This window comes from Mycobacterium neglectum, assembly GCF_002591975.1.
Taxonomy (GTDB): domain Bacteria; phylum Actinomycetota; class Actinomycetes; order Mycobacteriales; family Mycobacteriaceae; genus Mycobacterium; species Mycobacterium neglectum.
Genome location: NZ_NVQE01000001.1, coordinates 139,965 through 153,991, shown reverse-complemented (window position 1 = coordinate 153,991; position 14,027 = coordinate 139,965). Strand labels below are relative to the sequence as shown.

The 14,027-nt window shown below is 66.3% G+C and carries 16 protein-coding genes; 12 read left to right on the top strand and 4 right to left on the bottom strand.

Annotated features, from left to right (window positions below):
- Positions 1-5: 5 nt before the first annotated feature.
- From CSQ99_RS00710 to CSQ99_RS00695, 4 genes are all read right to left on the bottom strand, one after another.
- Positions 6-398 carry an ectoine synthase gene (locus CSQ99_RS00710; RefSeq protein ID WP_099037116.1) on the bottom strand — a complete coding sequence of 131 codons (393 nt, stop codon included), beginning with the start codon at positions 396-398 and terminating at the stop codon, positions 6-8.
- A 25-nt stretch (positions 399-423) separates the two neighbouring features.
- Complete coding sequence (ectB, locus tag CSQ99_RS00705; RefSeq protein WP_176560805.1) at positions 424-1,713, bottom strand: diaminobutyrate--2-oxoglutarate transaminase; 1,290 nt, start codon at positions 1,711-1,713, stop codon at positions 424-426.
- A gap of 23 nt (positions 1,714-1,736) precedes the next feature.
- Entirely contained in the window at positions 1,737-2,303 is a 567-nt protein-coding gene (ectA, locus tag CSQ99_RS00700; protein WP_099037115.1) for a diaminobutyrate acetyltransferase, read from the bottom strand.
- 62 nt (positions 2,304-2,365) lie between these two features.
- Entirely contained in the window at positions 2,366-2,593 is a 228-nt protein-coding gene (locus tag CSQ99_RS00695; RefSeq protein WP_141562644.1) for a hypothetical protein, read from the bottom strand.
- Between the two features lie 49 nt (positions 2,594-2,642).
- Between CSQ99_RS00695 and CSQ99_RS00690 the strand changes: the two genes are divergently transcribed.
- The 12 genes from CSQ99_RS00690 to groL all read left to right on the top strand — a co-directional run bounded on the left by CSQ99_RS00690 (position 2,643) and on the right by groL (position 14,015).
- Positions 2,643-4,055 (top strand): NAD(P)H-hydrate dehydratase, encoded by a 1,413-nt coding sequence (locus CSQ99_RS00690; protein ID WP_099037113.1) that lies wholly within the window; start codon positions 2,643-2,645, stop codon positions 4,053-4,055.
- Between the two features lie 14 nt (positions 4,056-4,069).
- Positions 4,070-5,470 (top strand): glutamate decarboxylase, encoded by a 1,401-nt coding sequence (gene gad / locus CSQ99_RS00685; RefSeq protein WP_099037112.1) that lies wholly within the window; start codon positions 4,070-4,072, stop codon positions 5,468-5,470.
- A 59-nt stretch (positions 5,471-5,529) separates the two neighbouring features.
- Positions 5,530-6,696 carry an alanine racemase gene (gene alr / locus CSQ99_RS00680; RefSeq protein WP_099037111.1) on the top strand — a complete coding sequence of 389 codons (1,167 nt, stop codon included), beginning with the start codon at positions 5,530-5,532 and terminating at the stop codon, positions 6,694-6,696.
- Positions 6,693-7,784 carry an alpha/beta fold hydrolase gene (locus CSQ99_RS00675; RefSeq protein ID WP_099037110.1) on the top strand — a complete coding sequence of 364 codons (1,092 nt, stop codon included), beginning with the start codon at positions 6,693-6,695 and terminating at the stop codon, positions 7,782-7,784. Before alr ends, CSQ99_RS00675 begins: the two co-directional genes overlap by 4 nt.
- Positions 7,777-8,244 carry a tRNA (adenosine(37)-N6)-threonylcarbamoyltransferase complex ATPase subunit type 1 TsaE gene (gene tsaE / locus CSQ99_RS00670; protein WP_099037109.1) on the top strand — a complete coding sequence of 156 codons (468 nt, stop codon included), beginning with the start codon at positions 7,777-7,779 and terminating at the stop codon, positions 8,242-8,244. Before CSQ99_RS00675 ends, tsaE begins: the two co-directional genes overlap by 8 nt.
- Positions 8,241-8,843: a tRNA (adenosine(37)-N6)-threonylcarbamoyltransferase complex dimerization subunit type 1 TsaB gene (gene tsaB / locus CSQ99_RS00665; RefSeq protein WP_099037334.1), complete on the top strand. Its 603-nt coding sequence runs from the start codon at positions 8,241-8,243 to the stop codon at positions 8,841-8,843. The genes tsaE and tsaB overlap by 4 nt, the downstream gene beginning before the upstream one ends.
- Positions 8,840-9,304 carry a ribosomal protein S18-alanine N-acetyltransferase gene (gene rimI, locus CSQ99_RS00660; RefSeq protein WP_099037108.1) on the top strand — a complete coding sequence of 155 codons (465 nt, stop codon included), beginning with the start codon at positions 8,840-8,842 and terminating at the stop codon, positions 9,302-9,304. Before tsaB ends, rimI begins: the two co-directional genes overlap by 4 nt.
- Positions 9,301-10,335 carry a tRNA (adenosine(37)-N6)-threonylcarbamoyltransferase complex transferase subunit TsaD gene (gene tsaD / locus CSQ99_RS00655; protein WP_099037107.1) on the top strand — a complete coding sequence of 345 codons (1,035 nt, stop codon included), beginning with the start codon at positions 9,301-9,303 and terminating at the stop codon, positions 10,333-10,335. The genes rimI and tsaD overlap by 4 nt, the downstream gene beginning before the upstream one ends.
- Positions 10,332-10,775, top strand: coding sequence for a nuclear transport factor 2 family protein (locus tag CSQ99_RS00650; protein ID WP_099037106.1), 444 nt, complete (start codon positions 10,332-10,334; stop codon positions 10,773-10,775). The genes tsaD and CSQ99_RS00650 overlap by 4 nt, the downstream gene beginning before the upstream one ends.
- Before the next feature lie 25 nt (positions 10,776-10,800).
- The gene (locus CSQ99_RS00645; protein WP_245908585.1) at positions 10,801-11,820 is read left to right on the top strand and encodes an alpha/beta fold hydrolase; all 1,020 of its coding nucleotides are present in this window, start codon (positions 10,801-10,803) and stop codon (positions 11,818-11,820) included.
- A 156-nt stretch (positions 11,821-11,976) separates the two neighbouring features.
- Positions 11,977-12,279 carry a co-chaperone GroES gene (gene groES, locus CSQ99_RS00640; protein WP_046754122.1) on the top strand — a complete coding sequence of 101 codons (303 nt, stop codon included), beginning with the start codon at positions 11,977-11,979 and terminating at the stop codon, positions 12,277-12,279.
- Positions 12,280-12,380: 101 nt separating this feature from the next.
- Entirely contained in the window at positions 12,381-14,015 is a 1,635-nt protein-coding gene (gene groL, locus CSQ99_RS00635) for a chaperonin GroEL (RefSeq protein WP_099037105.1), read from the top strand.
- Positions 14,016-14,027 lie beyond the last annotated feature (12 nt).

The following is a 14,027-nucleotide window of genomic DNA, read 5'->3' as shown; positions in this document are numbered from 1 at the left end:
GGTCATCACGCCGCCGGCCGGGGCGGCGGGTAGGCGCCGGTCTCGTCGTGGACTTCCTGCCCGCTGACTGGCGGATTGAACACGCAGAACATCCGCAATTGGTCATGGCAGGTCACACGGTGTCGTTCGTGCCCGTCGAGCAAGTACATCGTGCCCGCCGACAACCGGTGCTGTTCATCGGTTTCGAGGTTGGTGAGCGTGCCTTGGCCTTCGACCACCCAAACCGCCTCGACGTGGTGCTGGTAGTGAAATTCGCATACCGAGTCGGCGTTGATCGTCGTTTCGTGGAACGAGAAGCCGACACCGTCGCCGGCAAGGACAATGCGCTTGGACCGCCACGACCCGTCTGACACGTCGCGGTCTGTGTCGGTGATCTCGTCGGTGGTGCGAACGATCATTGAATGCTCCTTTCCAACTTCCAGGCTACGCGGCAGTCGCGGCGACCGACTCGGCGAGGATGTCTAGGCCGGCTGTCAAATCAGCCGGTGAAATGGTCAGGGGGGGAAGCAATTTGACAACTTCGTCGGCCGGTCCGCTGGTCTCCATGAGCACACCGCGCTCGAACGCGGCACGACAGATGTCACTGGCGCGGTCCGGTTGCTCGAACTTCAACCCCTGTGCCATGCCGCGACCCCGCGTCGAGACACCGTCGTGTCCGGCCGCAATATGCTCGAGTCGATCGTGTATGGAGGTGCCCTTGGCGATCGTACCTTCGGTGAGGGCGCTGGTTTCCCAGTACGTTTCCAGCGCCTTCGTGGCGGTGATGAACGCGGGATTGTGGCCGCGGAACGTTCCGTTGTGTTCGCCAGGTGCCCAAACATCGAGCTCGCGGTGAAACAGCGTCAGTGCCATCGGCAACCCGTAGCCGCTGATGGACTTCGACAAGGTGACGATGTCCGGCACGATCCCGGCCGCCTCGAAGCTGAAGAACGGACCCGTTCGGCCGCAGCCCATCTGCACATCGTCGATGATGAGCAGGATGCCGCGTCGGCGGCACAGCTCGGCAAGAGCGCGCAGCCATTCGAGACGGGCGACGTTCAAGCCGCCTTCGCCCTGGACGGTTTCGACGATCACGGCAGCCGGCTGATTCAGCCCGCTTCCGGAGTCGTCGAGGACCCGCTCGAACCAGTGGAAGTCCTCGGTCACGCCGCCGAAGTAGTTGTCGTACGGCATGGGCGTGGCATGTACCAGTGGGATGCCTGCGCCTGCCCGTTTCATCGAGTTGCCGGTCACCGACAGCGATCCGAGCGTCATGCCGTGAAACGCGTTGGTGAAGCTGATGATTGACTCGCGTCCGGTCACTTTCCTTGCCAGCTTCAATGCCGATTCGACCGCGTTGGTGCCAGTCGGGCCGGGAAACTGCACCTTGTAGTCCAAGCCGCGGGGTGCAAGGACCACCCGCGAGAACGTCTCGAGAAAGTTCTGTTTCGCAGAGGTGGCCATATCGAGTGAGTGCACGATTCCGTCCGAGGCGAGGTAGTCGATCACCGCCCGCTTGAGAACCGGATTGTTGTGTCCGTAGTTGAGCGCGCCTGCGCCTGCGAAGAAGTCCAGATAACGCCGGCCCGAGGTATCGGTCAGCCATGAACCCTGCGCGGTTTCGATAGTCGTCGGCCAGGCGCGACAGTAGCTTCGCACCTCGGACTCGGTTGTTGCGAACACGTCGGGAAGTTCCGATTCGCGGTCGAAAGTTTCGGTTTCCAGTAGCGACACAGCGCCTCCGTTCAGTCTTGGTTCTAGCGAGAAGCAGTGATCGGACCGATCCGAAGGATCGGTTCGTCTTCGTGGTTGAGGTCAGGGTCGAGAAGCTCCGCGGGGAAGTGCGGATGTTCGGTCATCGGGACCCCGTGCCTGCGCGCGAACGCACCGAACAGCGCACGTGACTGTTCGTTGTTCGGTGCGACCGTCGCTTCGACCGTCAGCGGATGACCGTGGCGGTCGGTCCGTACCCGGTCGGCGAGGCCGTCCAACATCGCGCTGGCCAACCCCCGGCCTTGCGCAGACGGGGCGACCGCCACCTGCCAGACGAACAACACCTCGGGCCGCGTCGGGGGGTGATAGCCGGTGATGAAACCCAGCAGGTCGCCGTCCTCCTCGGCGACAATCGCCGTATCGGCGAAGTCAGTCGCACACAGCAGGTACGCGTAGGGCGAGTTGACGTCGAGAGCCCCGGTGGCGTGCGCCAGCCGATGCATGGCTATGGCGTCGGAACCCTGTGGTACCCGCAAAGATCGATCCCACGAAGGACGGTTCGACCGGTTGGTTCCTTCGGAAGCCCGGATATCGTGACCAAGCGCACACATATGAGTTAGCTGTTCACCGCCGATCAAAATTTCGATTCAGTCGCGTCAAGTCATCGGTGTGCCTAACCAAGCACAGACTCGTATTTCCGATCAAGTTCGGTTCCGGTCGGCGGGATGGGCTCGACCGGCCCGAAGCGCAGGTTGGCCAGCGGAAAACCGGTGGGCAGAATGCGCTGACTCCGGTACCGAACGTTATCGGATCGTGACAATCGTCGGTGGGCCGCGCCGGGTTCGTTGCGCGGGCGCAATTTGCTCTCTGCTTGCTCGCCGGAAAAGTCGTCCACGGGCATTTCCCGCACCAGCAACGCGGAGGAGGTTCGGCATGCCATCCTGATCCCGATGCGGTACTACTACTCCGCCGACGAGATCCGCGAGGCAGAAGCGCCGCTGTTGGCGAGCCTCCCCAATGGTGCCCTGATGCGCCGCGCCGCCAACGGTCTGGCCACCGCGATTGCACGCGAACTCACCCTGCTCACCGGCGGCGTCGCCGGTCGCCGGGTCTGCGCGGTCGTCGGCTCCGGGGACAACGGCGGCGACGCACTATGGGCGGCCACCCTCCTGCGTCGTCGCGGCGCATCGGCCGCGGCGGTTTTGCTCAAACCGGAACGCACGCACACCGAGGCGCTGGCCGCGTATATCGCATCAGGCGGCCGGATCGTCGAAAGCATTCCGGCGGCAACCGATCTGGTGATCGACGGCGTCGTCGGGATCTCCGGCTCTGGGCCGTTGCGGCCCGAAGCGGCCCAGATATTCGAAAGCGTTACCGCCCCGGTGGTCGCTGTCGACATCCCGAGCGGCATCGATGTGAACACGGGTGCCGCAGAGGGCCCGCACGTGCGCGCCGCACTGACCGTGACCTTTGGTGGCCTCAAGCCGGTTCACGCCCTTGGCGATTGCGGCCGTGTCGAGCTGGTCGACATCGGCCTGGACCTGCCACGGTCCGACGTGCTCGAGTTGGACGCCGGCGATGTCGCTGCGCGATGGCCCGTCCCCGGCCCGAAAGACGACAAGTACACCCAGGGCGTCACCGGTGTCCTGGCCGGCTCGGCCACCTACCCCGGTGCGGCCGTGCTGTGCACAGGCGCCGCGGTCGCCGCGACGTCGGGCATGGTGCGCTACGCGGGAAGTGCCGCACAGCAGGTGATTTCACAGTGGCCAGAGGTTGTCGCCGCCCCGACCATCTCCGCTGCGGGGCGAGTGCAGGCGTGGGTGGTAGGACCGGGGCTGGGGACCGATGAAAAGGGTGCGGCGGCGCTGTGGTTCGCACTGGAGACCGATCTGCCGGTGATCGTCGACGCCGACGGGCTGACCATCCTCGCGGCCCACCCCGACCTCGTCGCCAATCGGGCTGCGCCGACGGTGTTGACGCCGCACGCAGGAGAGTTCGAGCGGCTGGCCGGTTCGCCGCCCGGTGTCGATCGCATCGGCGCGACCCGCAGGCTCGCCGACCGCCTCGGCGTTACCGTGTTGCTGAAGGGCAACATCACCGTGATCGCCGAACCCGGTGGGTCGGTGTACCTCAACTCCGCGGGCCAATCATGGGCGGCCACAGCCGGTTCCGGCGATGTGCTTTCCGGCGTCGTCGGTGCACTGCTCGCCGCAGGCCTGCCCCCCGGCGAAGCCGCAGCCTCAGCCGCCTACGTCCACGCTCGTGCTGCCAACCTGTCCGCCGCCGATCCCGGGCCGCACCCGGCACCGACATCAGCATCACGCATCCTGGCCCATGTCCGGGCCGCCATCGCATCTCTCTAACGAAAGGTCTTGCCATGTCGCGCAAGCGCTCTCACGCTCCGTTGATCTCCCCGGCATACACCGGGCGGTTCGCGATGGCACCCGTTCCCGCGCTGCGGATGCCCGACGAGTGCATGGACGCCGCCGCCGCCTATCGCTTCATCCACGACGAATTGATGCTCGACGGCAGCAGCCGGCTGAACCTGGCGACCTTCGTGACCACCTGGATGGACCCCGAGGCCGAGAAACTGATGGCCGAGACGTTCGACAAGAACATGATCGACAAAGACGAATACCCGGCCACCGCGGCGATCGAGCAGCGTTGCGTGTGCATGGTGGCCGACCTGTTCCACGCCGAAGACCTGCGCGACGACGACCCGGCCAGCGCGATCGGCGTCTCCACCGTCGGGTCGAGCGAGGCCGTGATGCTCGCCGGTCTGGCGATGAGCTGGCGGTGGCGCGCAAAGGTCGGCGACGGAAAAGACGGAAAAGGCGGCTGGCGCACCCGTAAGCCGAATCTGGTGATGGGCGCCAACGTCCAGGTGGTCTGGGAGAAGTTCTGTCGCTACTTCGATGTCGAGCCCATCTACCTCCCGATGGAGGAGGGGCGCTACGTCATCACACCCGAGCAGGTGTTGTCCGCGGTCAACGAGGACACCATCGGTGTGGTCGCCATCCTCGGCACCACCTATACCGGCGAACTCGAACCCATCGCCGAGATCTGCGCCGCATTGGACAAGATGGCCGCCGACGGCGGTGTCGACGTTCCCGTGCACGTCGACGCGGCCAGTGGCGGCTTCGTCGTGCCATTTCTGCACCCGGATGTGGTGTGGGACTTCCGGCTGCCCCGGGTGGTGTCGATCAATGTCAGCGGCCACAAGTACGGACTGACGTACCCGGGCATCGGTTTCGTGGTGTGGCGAAGCGCCGAGTACCTGCCCGAGGACCTCGTCTTCCGGGTCAACTACCTGGGCGGTGACATGCCCACGTTCACGCTGAACTTCTCCAAGGGCGGCAACCAGGTGATCGGCCAGTACTACAACTTTCTGCGGCTCGGCAGATCCGGCTACGCCCAGGTGATGTCGTCGCTGTCGACTACGGCGCGCTGGCTTGGCGATCAGCTCAGAGAGAGCCAACACTTCGAAATCATCTCCGACGGCTCGGCCATCCCCGTGGTCAGCTTCCGGCTGTCCGGTGATCCCGGTTACACCGAGTTCGACGTCTCCCACGCCCTGCGCTCATTCGGCTGGCAGGTGCCCGCGTACACCATGCCGGACAACGCCAGCGACGTCGTCGTTTTACGCATCGTCGTCCGGGAGGGTTTCTCCGCTGACCTGGCCAGGATGCTGCGCGACGACATGATTACCGTGCTTGCCCAGCTCGACGCGCTGAAGCCGCAGGGCCACTTCGACGAGCTGCGGCCGTTCGCGCACTGACCGGCCGTCACTGTGCGCCAAGGCACAATTTCTGGTCTGGGACAATCGACTGTGGTGACATGACCATGCAATCGACTGGAACGACGCACGTGGCCCCCGAGGCGGTGATCGACCTCGACGCCGTGGCACACAACGTGGCCCTGCTGCGCGAGCATGCGGGTTCGGCGCAGGTGATGGCTGTCGTCAAGGCCGACGGGTACGGACACGGGGCGACGCGGACCGGCCGGGCTGCCCTCGCCGCAGGCGCGGCGGAACTCGGTGTCGCCACCATCGAGGAGGCGATCGCGCTCCGCCGCGACGGCGTCACCGCCCCCGTGCTGGCGTGGCTGCACCCGCCTGGGACCGACTTCGCACCCGCGCTCGACGCCGACGTGCAGATCGCCGTGTCGTCGCTGCGCCAGCTGGGCGAACTCCGCGCCGCGGCCGAGCAGACCGGCCGTACCGCGAAAGTCACCGTCAAGGTCGACACCGGCCTGAATCGCAACGGTGCAAGCCCGGCAGAGTATCCGGCGATGTTGACCGCACTCAAGCGTGCCCTGGCCGACGGGGCGTTCACGCTGGGTGGCCTCATGTCGCATCTGGTGCACGGTGACGTCCCCGAACATCCCCTCAACGACGTTCAGGCGCAACGGCTCAAAGAGATGTTGGGTCAGGCACGCGATCAGGGTGTGCGGTACGAGCTGGTGCACCTGAGCAACTCGCCGTCGGCATTGACGCGTCCCGATCTTGCGTTCGACATGGTCCGGCCCGGTATCGCCGTGTACGGGCAGACGCCGATTCCCGAGCGTGGAGCCATGGGATTGAAGCCGGTGATGACGCTCAAATGCCCTGTGGCACTGCTACGGCCGGTGAAAGCGGGCGAAGGTGTCTCCTACGGCCACACCTGGATCGCCGAGGGCGACACCACCCTGGCGCTGCTACCCATCGGCTACGCCGACGGTGTCTTCCGAAACCTCAGTGGCCGTATCGACGTGTTGATCAACGGACGGTTGCGCCGCGCGGTCGGGCGCGTCTGCATGGACCAACTCGTGGTCGACGTGGGTTCCGGCGGCGACGTCTCCGAGGGCGACGACGCGATCCTGTTCGGGCCGGGAACGCAGGGCGAATCGACCGCGCAGGACTGGGCCGAACTGCTCGGCACCATCAACTACGAGGTCGTCACGAGCCCCCGCGGCCGCGTGGTGCGGACCTACCGCGAAACCCAGCCGATCGGTCAAAGCCGTTGAGCGATCAGGGTACCCGCTGGTTGGCGGGCGCGGCAGGTGTGACCGCCGTAGGCACCGCCACCGCGGTGTCCGTCGCGAGATCGCTACGCCGACGTGTCAGCAGCGACGATCCCTACGAACACGAGGATTTCAGCCTTCTCGACGCCGACCGGAGCGTCGTCGTCACCACACCGGACGGTGTCGACCTGGCGGTCCGCGAGGTGGGGGACCCCAACGCCGGGCTCACGGTGGTGTTCGCCCACGGCTTCTGTCTTCGCATGGGCGCCTTTCATTTCCAACGTGCCCGTCTGACGCAGGAGTGGGGCTCGCAGGTGCGGATGGTCTTCTACGACCAGCGTGGACACGGTCAGTCCGGCCAAGCACCGCCGGAGACCTACAGTGTGGCGCAACTCGGCAGGGATCTGGAGACGGTGCTCGCGGTGATGGCACCGCGCGGTCCGATTGTGTTGGTTGGCCATTCGATGGGCGGTATGACCGTGTTGTCGCACGCCAGGCAGTTCCCGCAGCGCTATCCCACTCGCGTCGTCGGCGCTGCGCTGATAGCGTCTGCGGCCGAGGGGGTTTCACGCTCCCCGCTGGGGGAGATCCTGAAGAACCCCGCGCTGGAGGCGGTCCGCTTCGCTGTTCGGTACGCACCGAAGACCGTGCATCGCACTCGCGGCGCCGCCAAGGCTGTGATCGCTCCGATCCTTCGCGCCGCCTCCTACGGTGATGTGAAGGTCAGCCCGAGCGTCGTCGGATTCTCCGAAAAGATGATGCACGACACCCCGATCGAGACGCTCGTCGAGTTCCTGCACGCACTCGAGGTCCACGACGAAACCGAGGGGCTGACCACGCTGGCGAAGGTGCCGACGCTGATCGCGTGTGGCGATGAGGACCTGCTGACCCCGATGGAGTACTCGCAGGACATGGCCGACGCCCTGCCGAAGTCCGAACTCGTGATTGTCGAAGGCGCAGGGCATCTCGTTGAGCTAGAACAGCCGGAGGTCATCGATGACGCGCTGGTCCGGCTGGTAGAGCGCGCAACTCCGTCCAAGCTCGTCGCGCTGACCCGCCGCGTCCGGGATCGGGTTCGCCACCATGGCTGAGCGTGGCGCGGGGACGGCGGAGCTGCCGACGGCGGCCGACACCATCGCCCTGGGGGAGCGGCTGGGCCGAGGACTGCGCGCCGGTGACGTAGTCGTGCTGTCGGGCCCGCTGGGCGCGGGAAAGACGGTGTTGGCCAAGGGTATTGCGCAGGCGATGGATGTCGACGGGCCGGTTGTCTCGCCGACATTCGTGCTGGCCCGCGTGCACCGGGCGCGCCGTGCCGACGCCCCGGCCATGATTCACGTCGACCTCTATCGGCTGCTCGATGCCACCTCGGTCGACCTGCTCGCCGAACTCGACTCGCTGGATCTGGACACCGATCTCGACGACGCGGTCGTCGTCGTGGAATGGGGGGAAGGACTGGCCGAGCGGTTGTCCGACAGCCATCTCGACATCCGGCTCGAACGAGGAGCCGACACCGAGGTGCGGACGGCGATCTGGCAGTGGAGCGCGCCGTGAGCAGCCTGATCCTGGCGATCGACACCGCCACGCCTGCGGTCACCGCCGGGGTGGTCCGTCGTGACGGCGACGCGATCGATGTGCTGGCCGAACGGGTCACGCTCGATGCGCGCGCGCATGCCGAGCAGCTGACACCCAACGCGGTCCGTGCACTCGCCGATGCCGAGGTCGGCGTCGATGAGCTCGAGGCGATCGTCGTCGGCTGCGGGCCGGGCCCGTTCACGGGTCTTCGAGTCGGGATGGCCACCGCCGCGGCATACGGCCATGCGCTCGGTCTGCCTGTGCACGGAGTGTGCAGTCTTGACGCCATCGGCATCGTGGCCGGGGGAGACCTGTTGGTCGTGACGGATGCGCGCAGGCGCGAGGTGTACTGGGCGCGCTACCGCGACGGTGCGCGAGTGGCGGGTCCGGCCGTCGCGGCCCCGGCCGATGTACCCGGCGCCGATGAAGCGCTGGCGCAGCCAGCCCGGTATCCCACCGCGACGGGGTTGGTGCGGGCGGTCGCCGACTGGACCTCCGCCCCGGCGCCACTGGTGCCGCTGTATCTCCGGCGTCCCGACGCCAAGACGCTGGCTGAGCGGCAGGCTGCGGCGCGATGACCGTCGTCTACGGGAAACTGAAACCGTCTGACGCTGCGCGGTGCGCCGAGCTGGAGTCCCAACTGTTCTCCGGCGACGACCCCTGGCCGGAACGGGCGTTCCTCGCCGAACTCAAGGCCAAGCACATTCACTATGTCGCCGCGCGCAGCGAGGACACCCTCATCGGCTATGCGGGGATCGCGCGGTTGGGCCGAATACGGCCATACGAGTATGAGATTCACACCATCGGCGTCGACCCGGCGTACCAAGGCCAAGGCATCGGTAAACGGCTGGTGACCGAACTCCTCGAATTGGCCTCCGGCAGCGTAATTTTCCTCGAGGTCCGAACGGACAACGTGCCCGCGATTGCGCTTTACGAGAGCTTCGGCTTCGTCAACGTCGGATTACGCAGGCGCTATTACCGCGCCAGCGGGGCGGACGCCTATACGATGAAGCGACTTCCTCAAGAGGATCCGTCATGACAGTCATTCTGGCCATCGAGAGCTCCTGCGACGAAACCGGCGTCGGCATCGCCCAACTCGGTGCGGACGGCTCGGTGACGTTACTGGCCGACGAAGTGGCGTCCAGCGTCGACGAGCACGCCCGATTCGGTGGCGTCGTTCCCGAGATCGCGTCGCGGGCCCACCTGGAGGCGCTGGGGCCGACGATGCGCCGCGCCATGGAGACGGCGGGCATCGTCAAGCCGGATATCGTCGCGGCAACCATCGGACCCGGACTCGCCGGTGCACTGTTGGTGGGAGTGGCTGCCGCCAAAGCATATTCGGCCGCGTGGCAGGTGCCGTTCTACGCCGTCAACCATCTCGGTGGGCACCTGGCCGCGGACGTCTATGACCACGGCCCGCTGCCCGAAAGTGTGGGTCTGCTCGTGTCGGGAGGCCACACCAACCTGCTGCACGTGCGGTCACTGGGCGAACCTATCGTCGAGCTCGGCAGCACCGTTGACGACGCCGCGGGTGAGGCTTACGACAAGGTGGCGCGTCTGCTGGGCCTCGGGTATCCCGGCGGCAAGGCGCTCGACGACCTCGCACGTACCGGCGACCGCGACACCATCGTGTTTCCCCGTGGAATGACCGGACCGCGCGACGACCGGTTTGCGTTCAGCTTCTCCGGGCTCAAGACGGCCGTAGCGCGTTACATGGAAAAGAACGTGAGTCATCCCGATTTCTCTTCGGCCGATGTCGCCGCCGGCTTCCAGGAAGCGGTCGCCGATGTGCTGACCCGCAAGGCGGTACGAGCGGCGAAGGAACTCGACGTGTCGACGTTGCTGATCGCCGGTGGGGTGGCGGCGAATTCGCGGCTGCGTGAACTGGCGGAGCAGCGTTGCGAGGAGGCCGGACTGACGCTGCGCATCCCGCGGCCGCGGCTGTGCACGGACAACGGGGCGATGATCGCGTCGTTCGCGGCGCACCTGATCGCGGCGGGTGCGGCGCCGTCGCCGCTGGATGCCGTCAGCGACCCCGGGCTACCCGTGGTGAAGGGACAGGTGGCTTGAGCGACAAGCTGGACATCATCGAATTGCTCTACCGCTATGCAGAACTCATCGATACCGGCGACTTCGACGGGGTCGGCGCGCTGCTGTCACGTGCGTCGTTCGGCGGCACCGGTCCACACGGTGTCTCCGGTGCGGCGAACATCGCCAAGCTGTTCGCGGCCACGACCCGCCGCTACCCGGACCACGGCAACACACCGCGGACACGTCACCTCGTGCTCAACCCGATCGTCGAGCTCACCGGTGACACCGCGGTCTCCCGTTCGACGTTCTGCGTCGTGCAGGACACCGACTCCGTGCCGATTCAGCCGATCGTCGTCGGGCGGTATTTCGATACGTTCGGCCGTGATGGAAGCGGTTGGCATTTCACCGAGCGCAAGGTGGAAATCCAGATGCTCGGCGATGTGTCCGATCACTTGACGGTCGATCCGACGAACTTCTGAGCGTCGCTGCGGCAGACTCGCTGCCGTGCACTACGACCTGCGATTGCGACCCGCCCAACCGGCGACCCCGGCACCGGATGCCTACCCGGTCCACCGCCGTGAGGTCCCGCCGAGTGAGGGCCGCGATGGCTTGTCGATCGCCTTCGTGGACGTAGGCCCCGATGATGGCTATCCCGTCGTGCTGCTGCACGGATGGCCCGAAACCAAGCGGATCTGGTGGCGCAATATCGGTGCGCTGGCCGAGGCCGGCCACCGGGTGATCGTCCCGGACCTGCGCGGCTTCGGCGACTCGGATCTTTCGGCGGCCGATGTGTACGACCTTGCGGCGTGGAGCCGTGACACGTATCTGCTCGTGCATGACGTGCTCGGCCATCAGCGGTGCGCTGTGGTCGCAGGTGATCTCGGTGGCGCGGTCGCGGTGGACCTTCTGCACCGTTATCCGAATTTCGTGGAGAAGCTCGTTTACTTCAACACGGTGCCGCCGTTCGTCTTCGACGACTTCGTCGCGGCCGGGATAGACGTCGCGTCGATCCGCTCTATCGGCGACGGTCCGACGGCCGACTATCGCCACCTTCAGGGGGCGACACCGGACGCGCTGGCGGCCGAACTCGATACACCAGCCAAGCGCCGCCGGCATATCGCCGGAATGTATGGGCACCGGCTATGGGCGTCTCCCGGCACCTTCACCTCGGCAGACATCGACTTCATGACCGAGCCGTTCGCCACAGCGGAGCGGATGCGCGCGGGCTGGGCTTGCTACCAGCTCCAGCACGGCCGGCCGATGAGCGAGCCGCCGATCATCGATCGCAAGGTCGATGTGCCCACGTTGATCCTCTACGGCATGGACGATCAGGTGATCGGCCCGGACTTTCTGCACACCTGCGAGGTGGCGTTCACCAACCGGACGGGGCCGGTCGTGGTCCCGGGTGCCGGCCATTTCCTGCAGTGGGAGCGCGCTGCGTGGTCAACCCGCTGGTCACGGCCTTCTTCGGGGACCTGCGTGTTCGCCACCGGCGATAGGCAGTGGGGTGATCTTGAGTGCTAGCACTCTCATGTATAGAGTGCTAGGTGGCAGGCGACCAACCCCTGCGCCGGCACCCGCGACGACGGCGCGAGGCACGGACGCTATGCCGAACACCTGGTAATTGAGACCCCGGGATCCCCCGGGATCGACAACCCGAAATTAGTGGAGGGCTCCATCGTGGCGAGCGTGAACATCAAGCCACTCGAGGACAAGATCCTCGTTCAGGCCAATGAGGCCGAGACCACGACCGCATCCGGTCTGGTCATTCCCGACACCGCCAAGGAGAAGCCCCAGGAGGGCACCGTCGTCGCAGTTGGCCCCGGCCGCTGGGACGAGGACGGCGAGAAGCGCATCCCCCTGGACGTTTCTGAAGGCGACACCGTCATCTACAGCAAGTACGGCGGCACCGAGATCAAGTACAACGGCGAGGAGTATCTGATTCTCTCCGCGCGCGACGTGCTGGCTGTCGTCAACAAGTAAGCACCCGTGTCCCGCCCCGGAGCTTCCCGTATAGACGGGTGAGTTCCGGGGCGGCACTCGTTTCGAGTCGTTTCGAGTAGTTTCATTCAGTAAGGACATTCATGAGCAAGCAGATCGAGTTCAACGAAACTGCGCGCCGGGCAATGGAAGCCGGGGTCGACAAGCTTGCCGACGCCGTGCGGATCACGCTGGGGCCGCGTGGCCGCCACGTGGTGTTGGCCAAGGCGTACGGCGGACCAGTGGTGACCAACGACGGCGTCACCATCGCCCGCGAGATCGACCTGGAGGACCCGTTCGAGAACCTGGGTGCCCAGCTGGTCAAGTCGGTCGCCACCAAGACCAACGACGTGGCGGGCGACGGCACCACCACGGCGACCGTGCTCGCACAGGCGATCATCAAGGCCGGGCTGCGCAACGTGGCGGCGGGTGCCAACCCGATCGCGCTGGGCCAAGGCATCAGCAAGGCCGCAGATGCCGTCTCCGAAGCACTGCTGGCGGCGGCGACGCCGGTTAGCGACAAGAAGGGGATCGCCCAGGTCGCCACCGTCTCCTCGCGTGACGAAGAGGTCGGCGAGCTGGTCGGCGAGGCGATGACCACCGTTGGCGTCGACGGCGTTGTGACGGTCGAGGAGTCCTCGACCCTGAGCACCGAGCTCGAGGTCACCGAGGGCGTCGGCTTCGACAAGGGCTTCGTCTCGGCGTACTTCATCACCGACTTCGACGCTCAGGAAGCGGTGCTCGAGGACGCGTTGGTGCTGCTGCACCGCGAGAAGATCAGCTCGCTGCCCGATCTGCTTCCGCTGCTGGAGAAGGTCGCCGAGTCTGGCAAGCCGCTGCTGATCGTGGCCGAGGACGTCGAGGGTGAACCCCTTTCGACGTTGGTGGTCAACGCGATTCGCAAGACGCTGAAGGCCGTTGCCGTCAAAGCGCCGTTCTTCGGGGACCGGCGCAAGGCATTCCTCGACGATCTGGCTGTCGTCACGGGGGGACAGGTCGTCAACCCCGATGTCGGTCTGGTGCTCCGCGAGGTCGGCCTCGAGGTGCTGGGTACCGCGCGCCGGGTCGTGGTCGACAAGGACAGCACCGTCATCGTCGACGGCGGTGGCACCGAGGACGCCATCGAAGGGCGCAAGGCGCAACTGCGCTCCGAGATCGAGGCGTCCGATTCCGATTGGGATCGCGAGAAGCTCGAGGAGCGTCTGGCCAAGCTGTCCGGTGGCGTCGCCGTCATCAGGGTCGGCGCGGCGACCGAGACCGACCTCAAGAAGCGCAAGGAAGCGGTCGAGGACGCCGTCTCGGCAGCCAAAGCGGCTGTGGAGGAAGGCATCGTCACCGGCGGCGGCGCTGCGCTCGTCCAGGCCGGCTCGGTACTGGGCCCGCTGCGCGAGTCGCTCAAGGGAGACGAGGCGCTCGGCGTCGCCGTGTTCGCTTCCGCGCTGTCCGCGCCGCTGTTCTGGATCGCCACCAACGCCGGGCTCGACGGCGCCGTGGTGGTGAACAAGGTCGCCGAGTTGCCCGCCGGGCAGGGCTTCAACGCCGCCACGCTCGAGTACGGCGATCTGGCGGCCGACGGCGTCGTGGATCCGGTCAAGGTCACCCGGTCGGCGGTGCTGAACGCGGCGTCCGTCGCGCGGATGGTGCTGACCACCGAGACGGCCATTGTCGAGAAGCCGGCCGAGGCGGAAGACGACGGCCACGGCCACGGCCACAGCCATGGGCACGGCCACTCGCACTGAGTGTTCTTGACG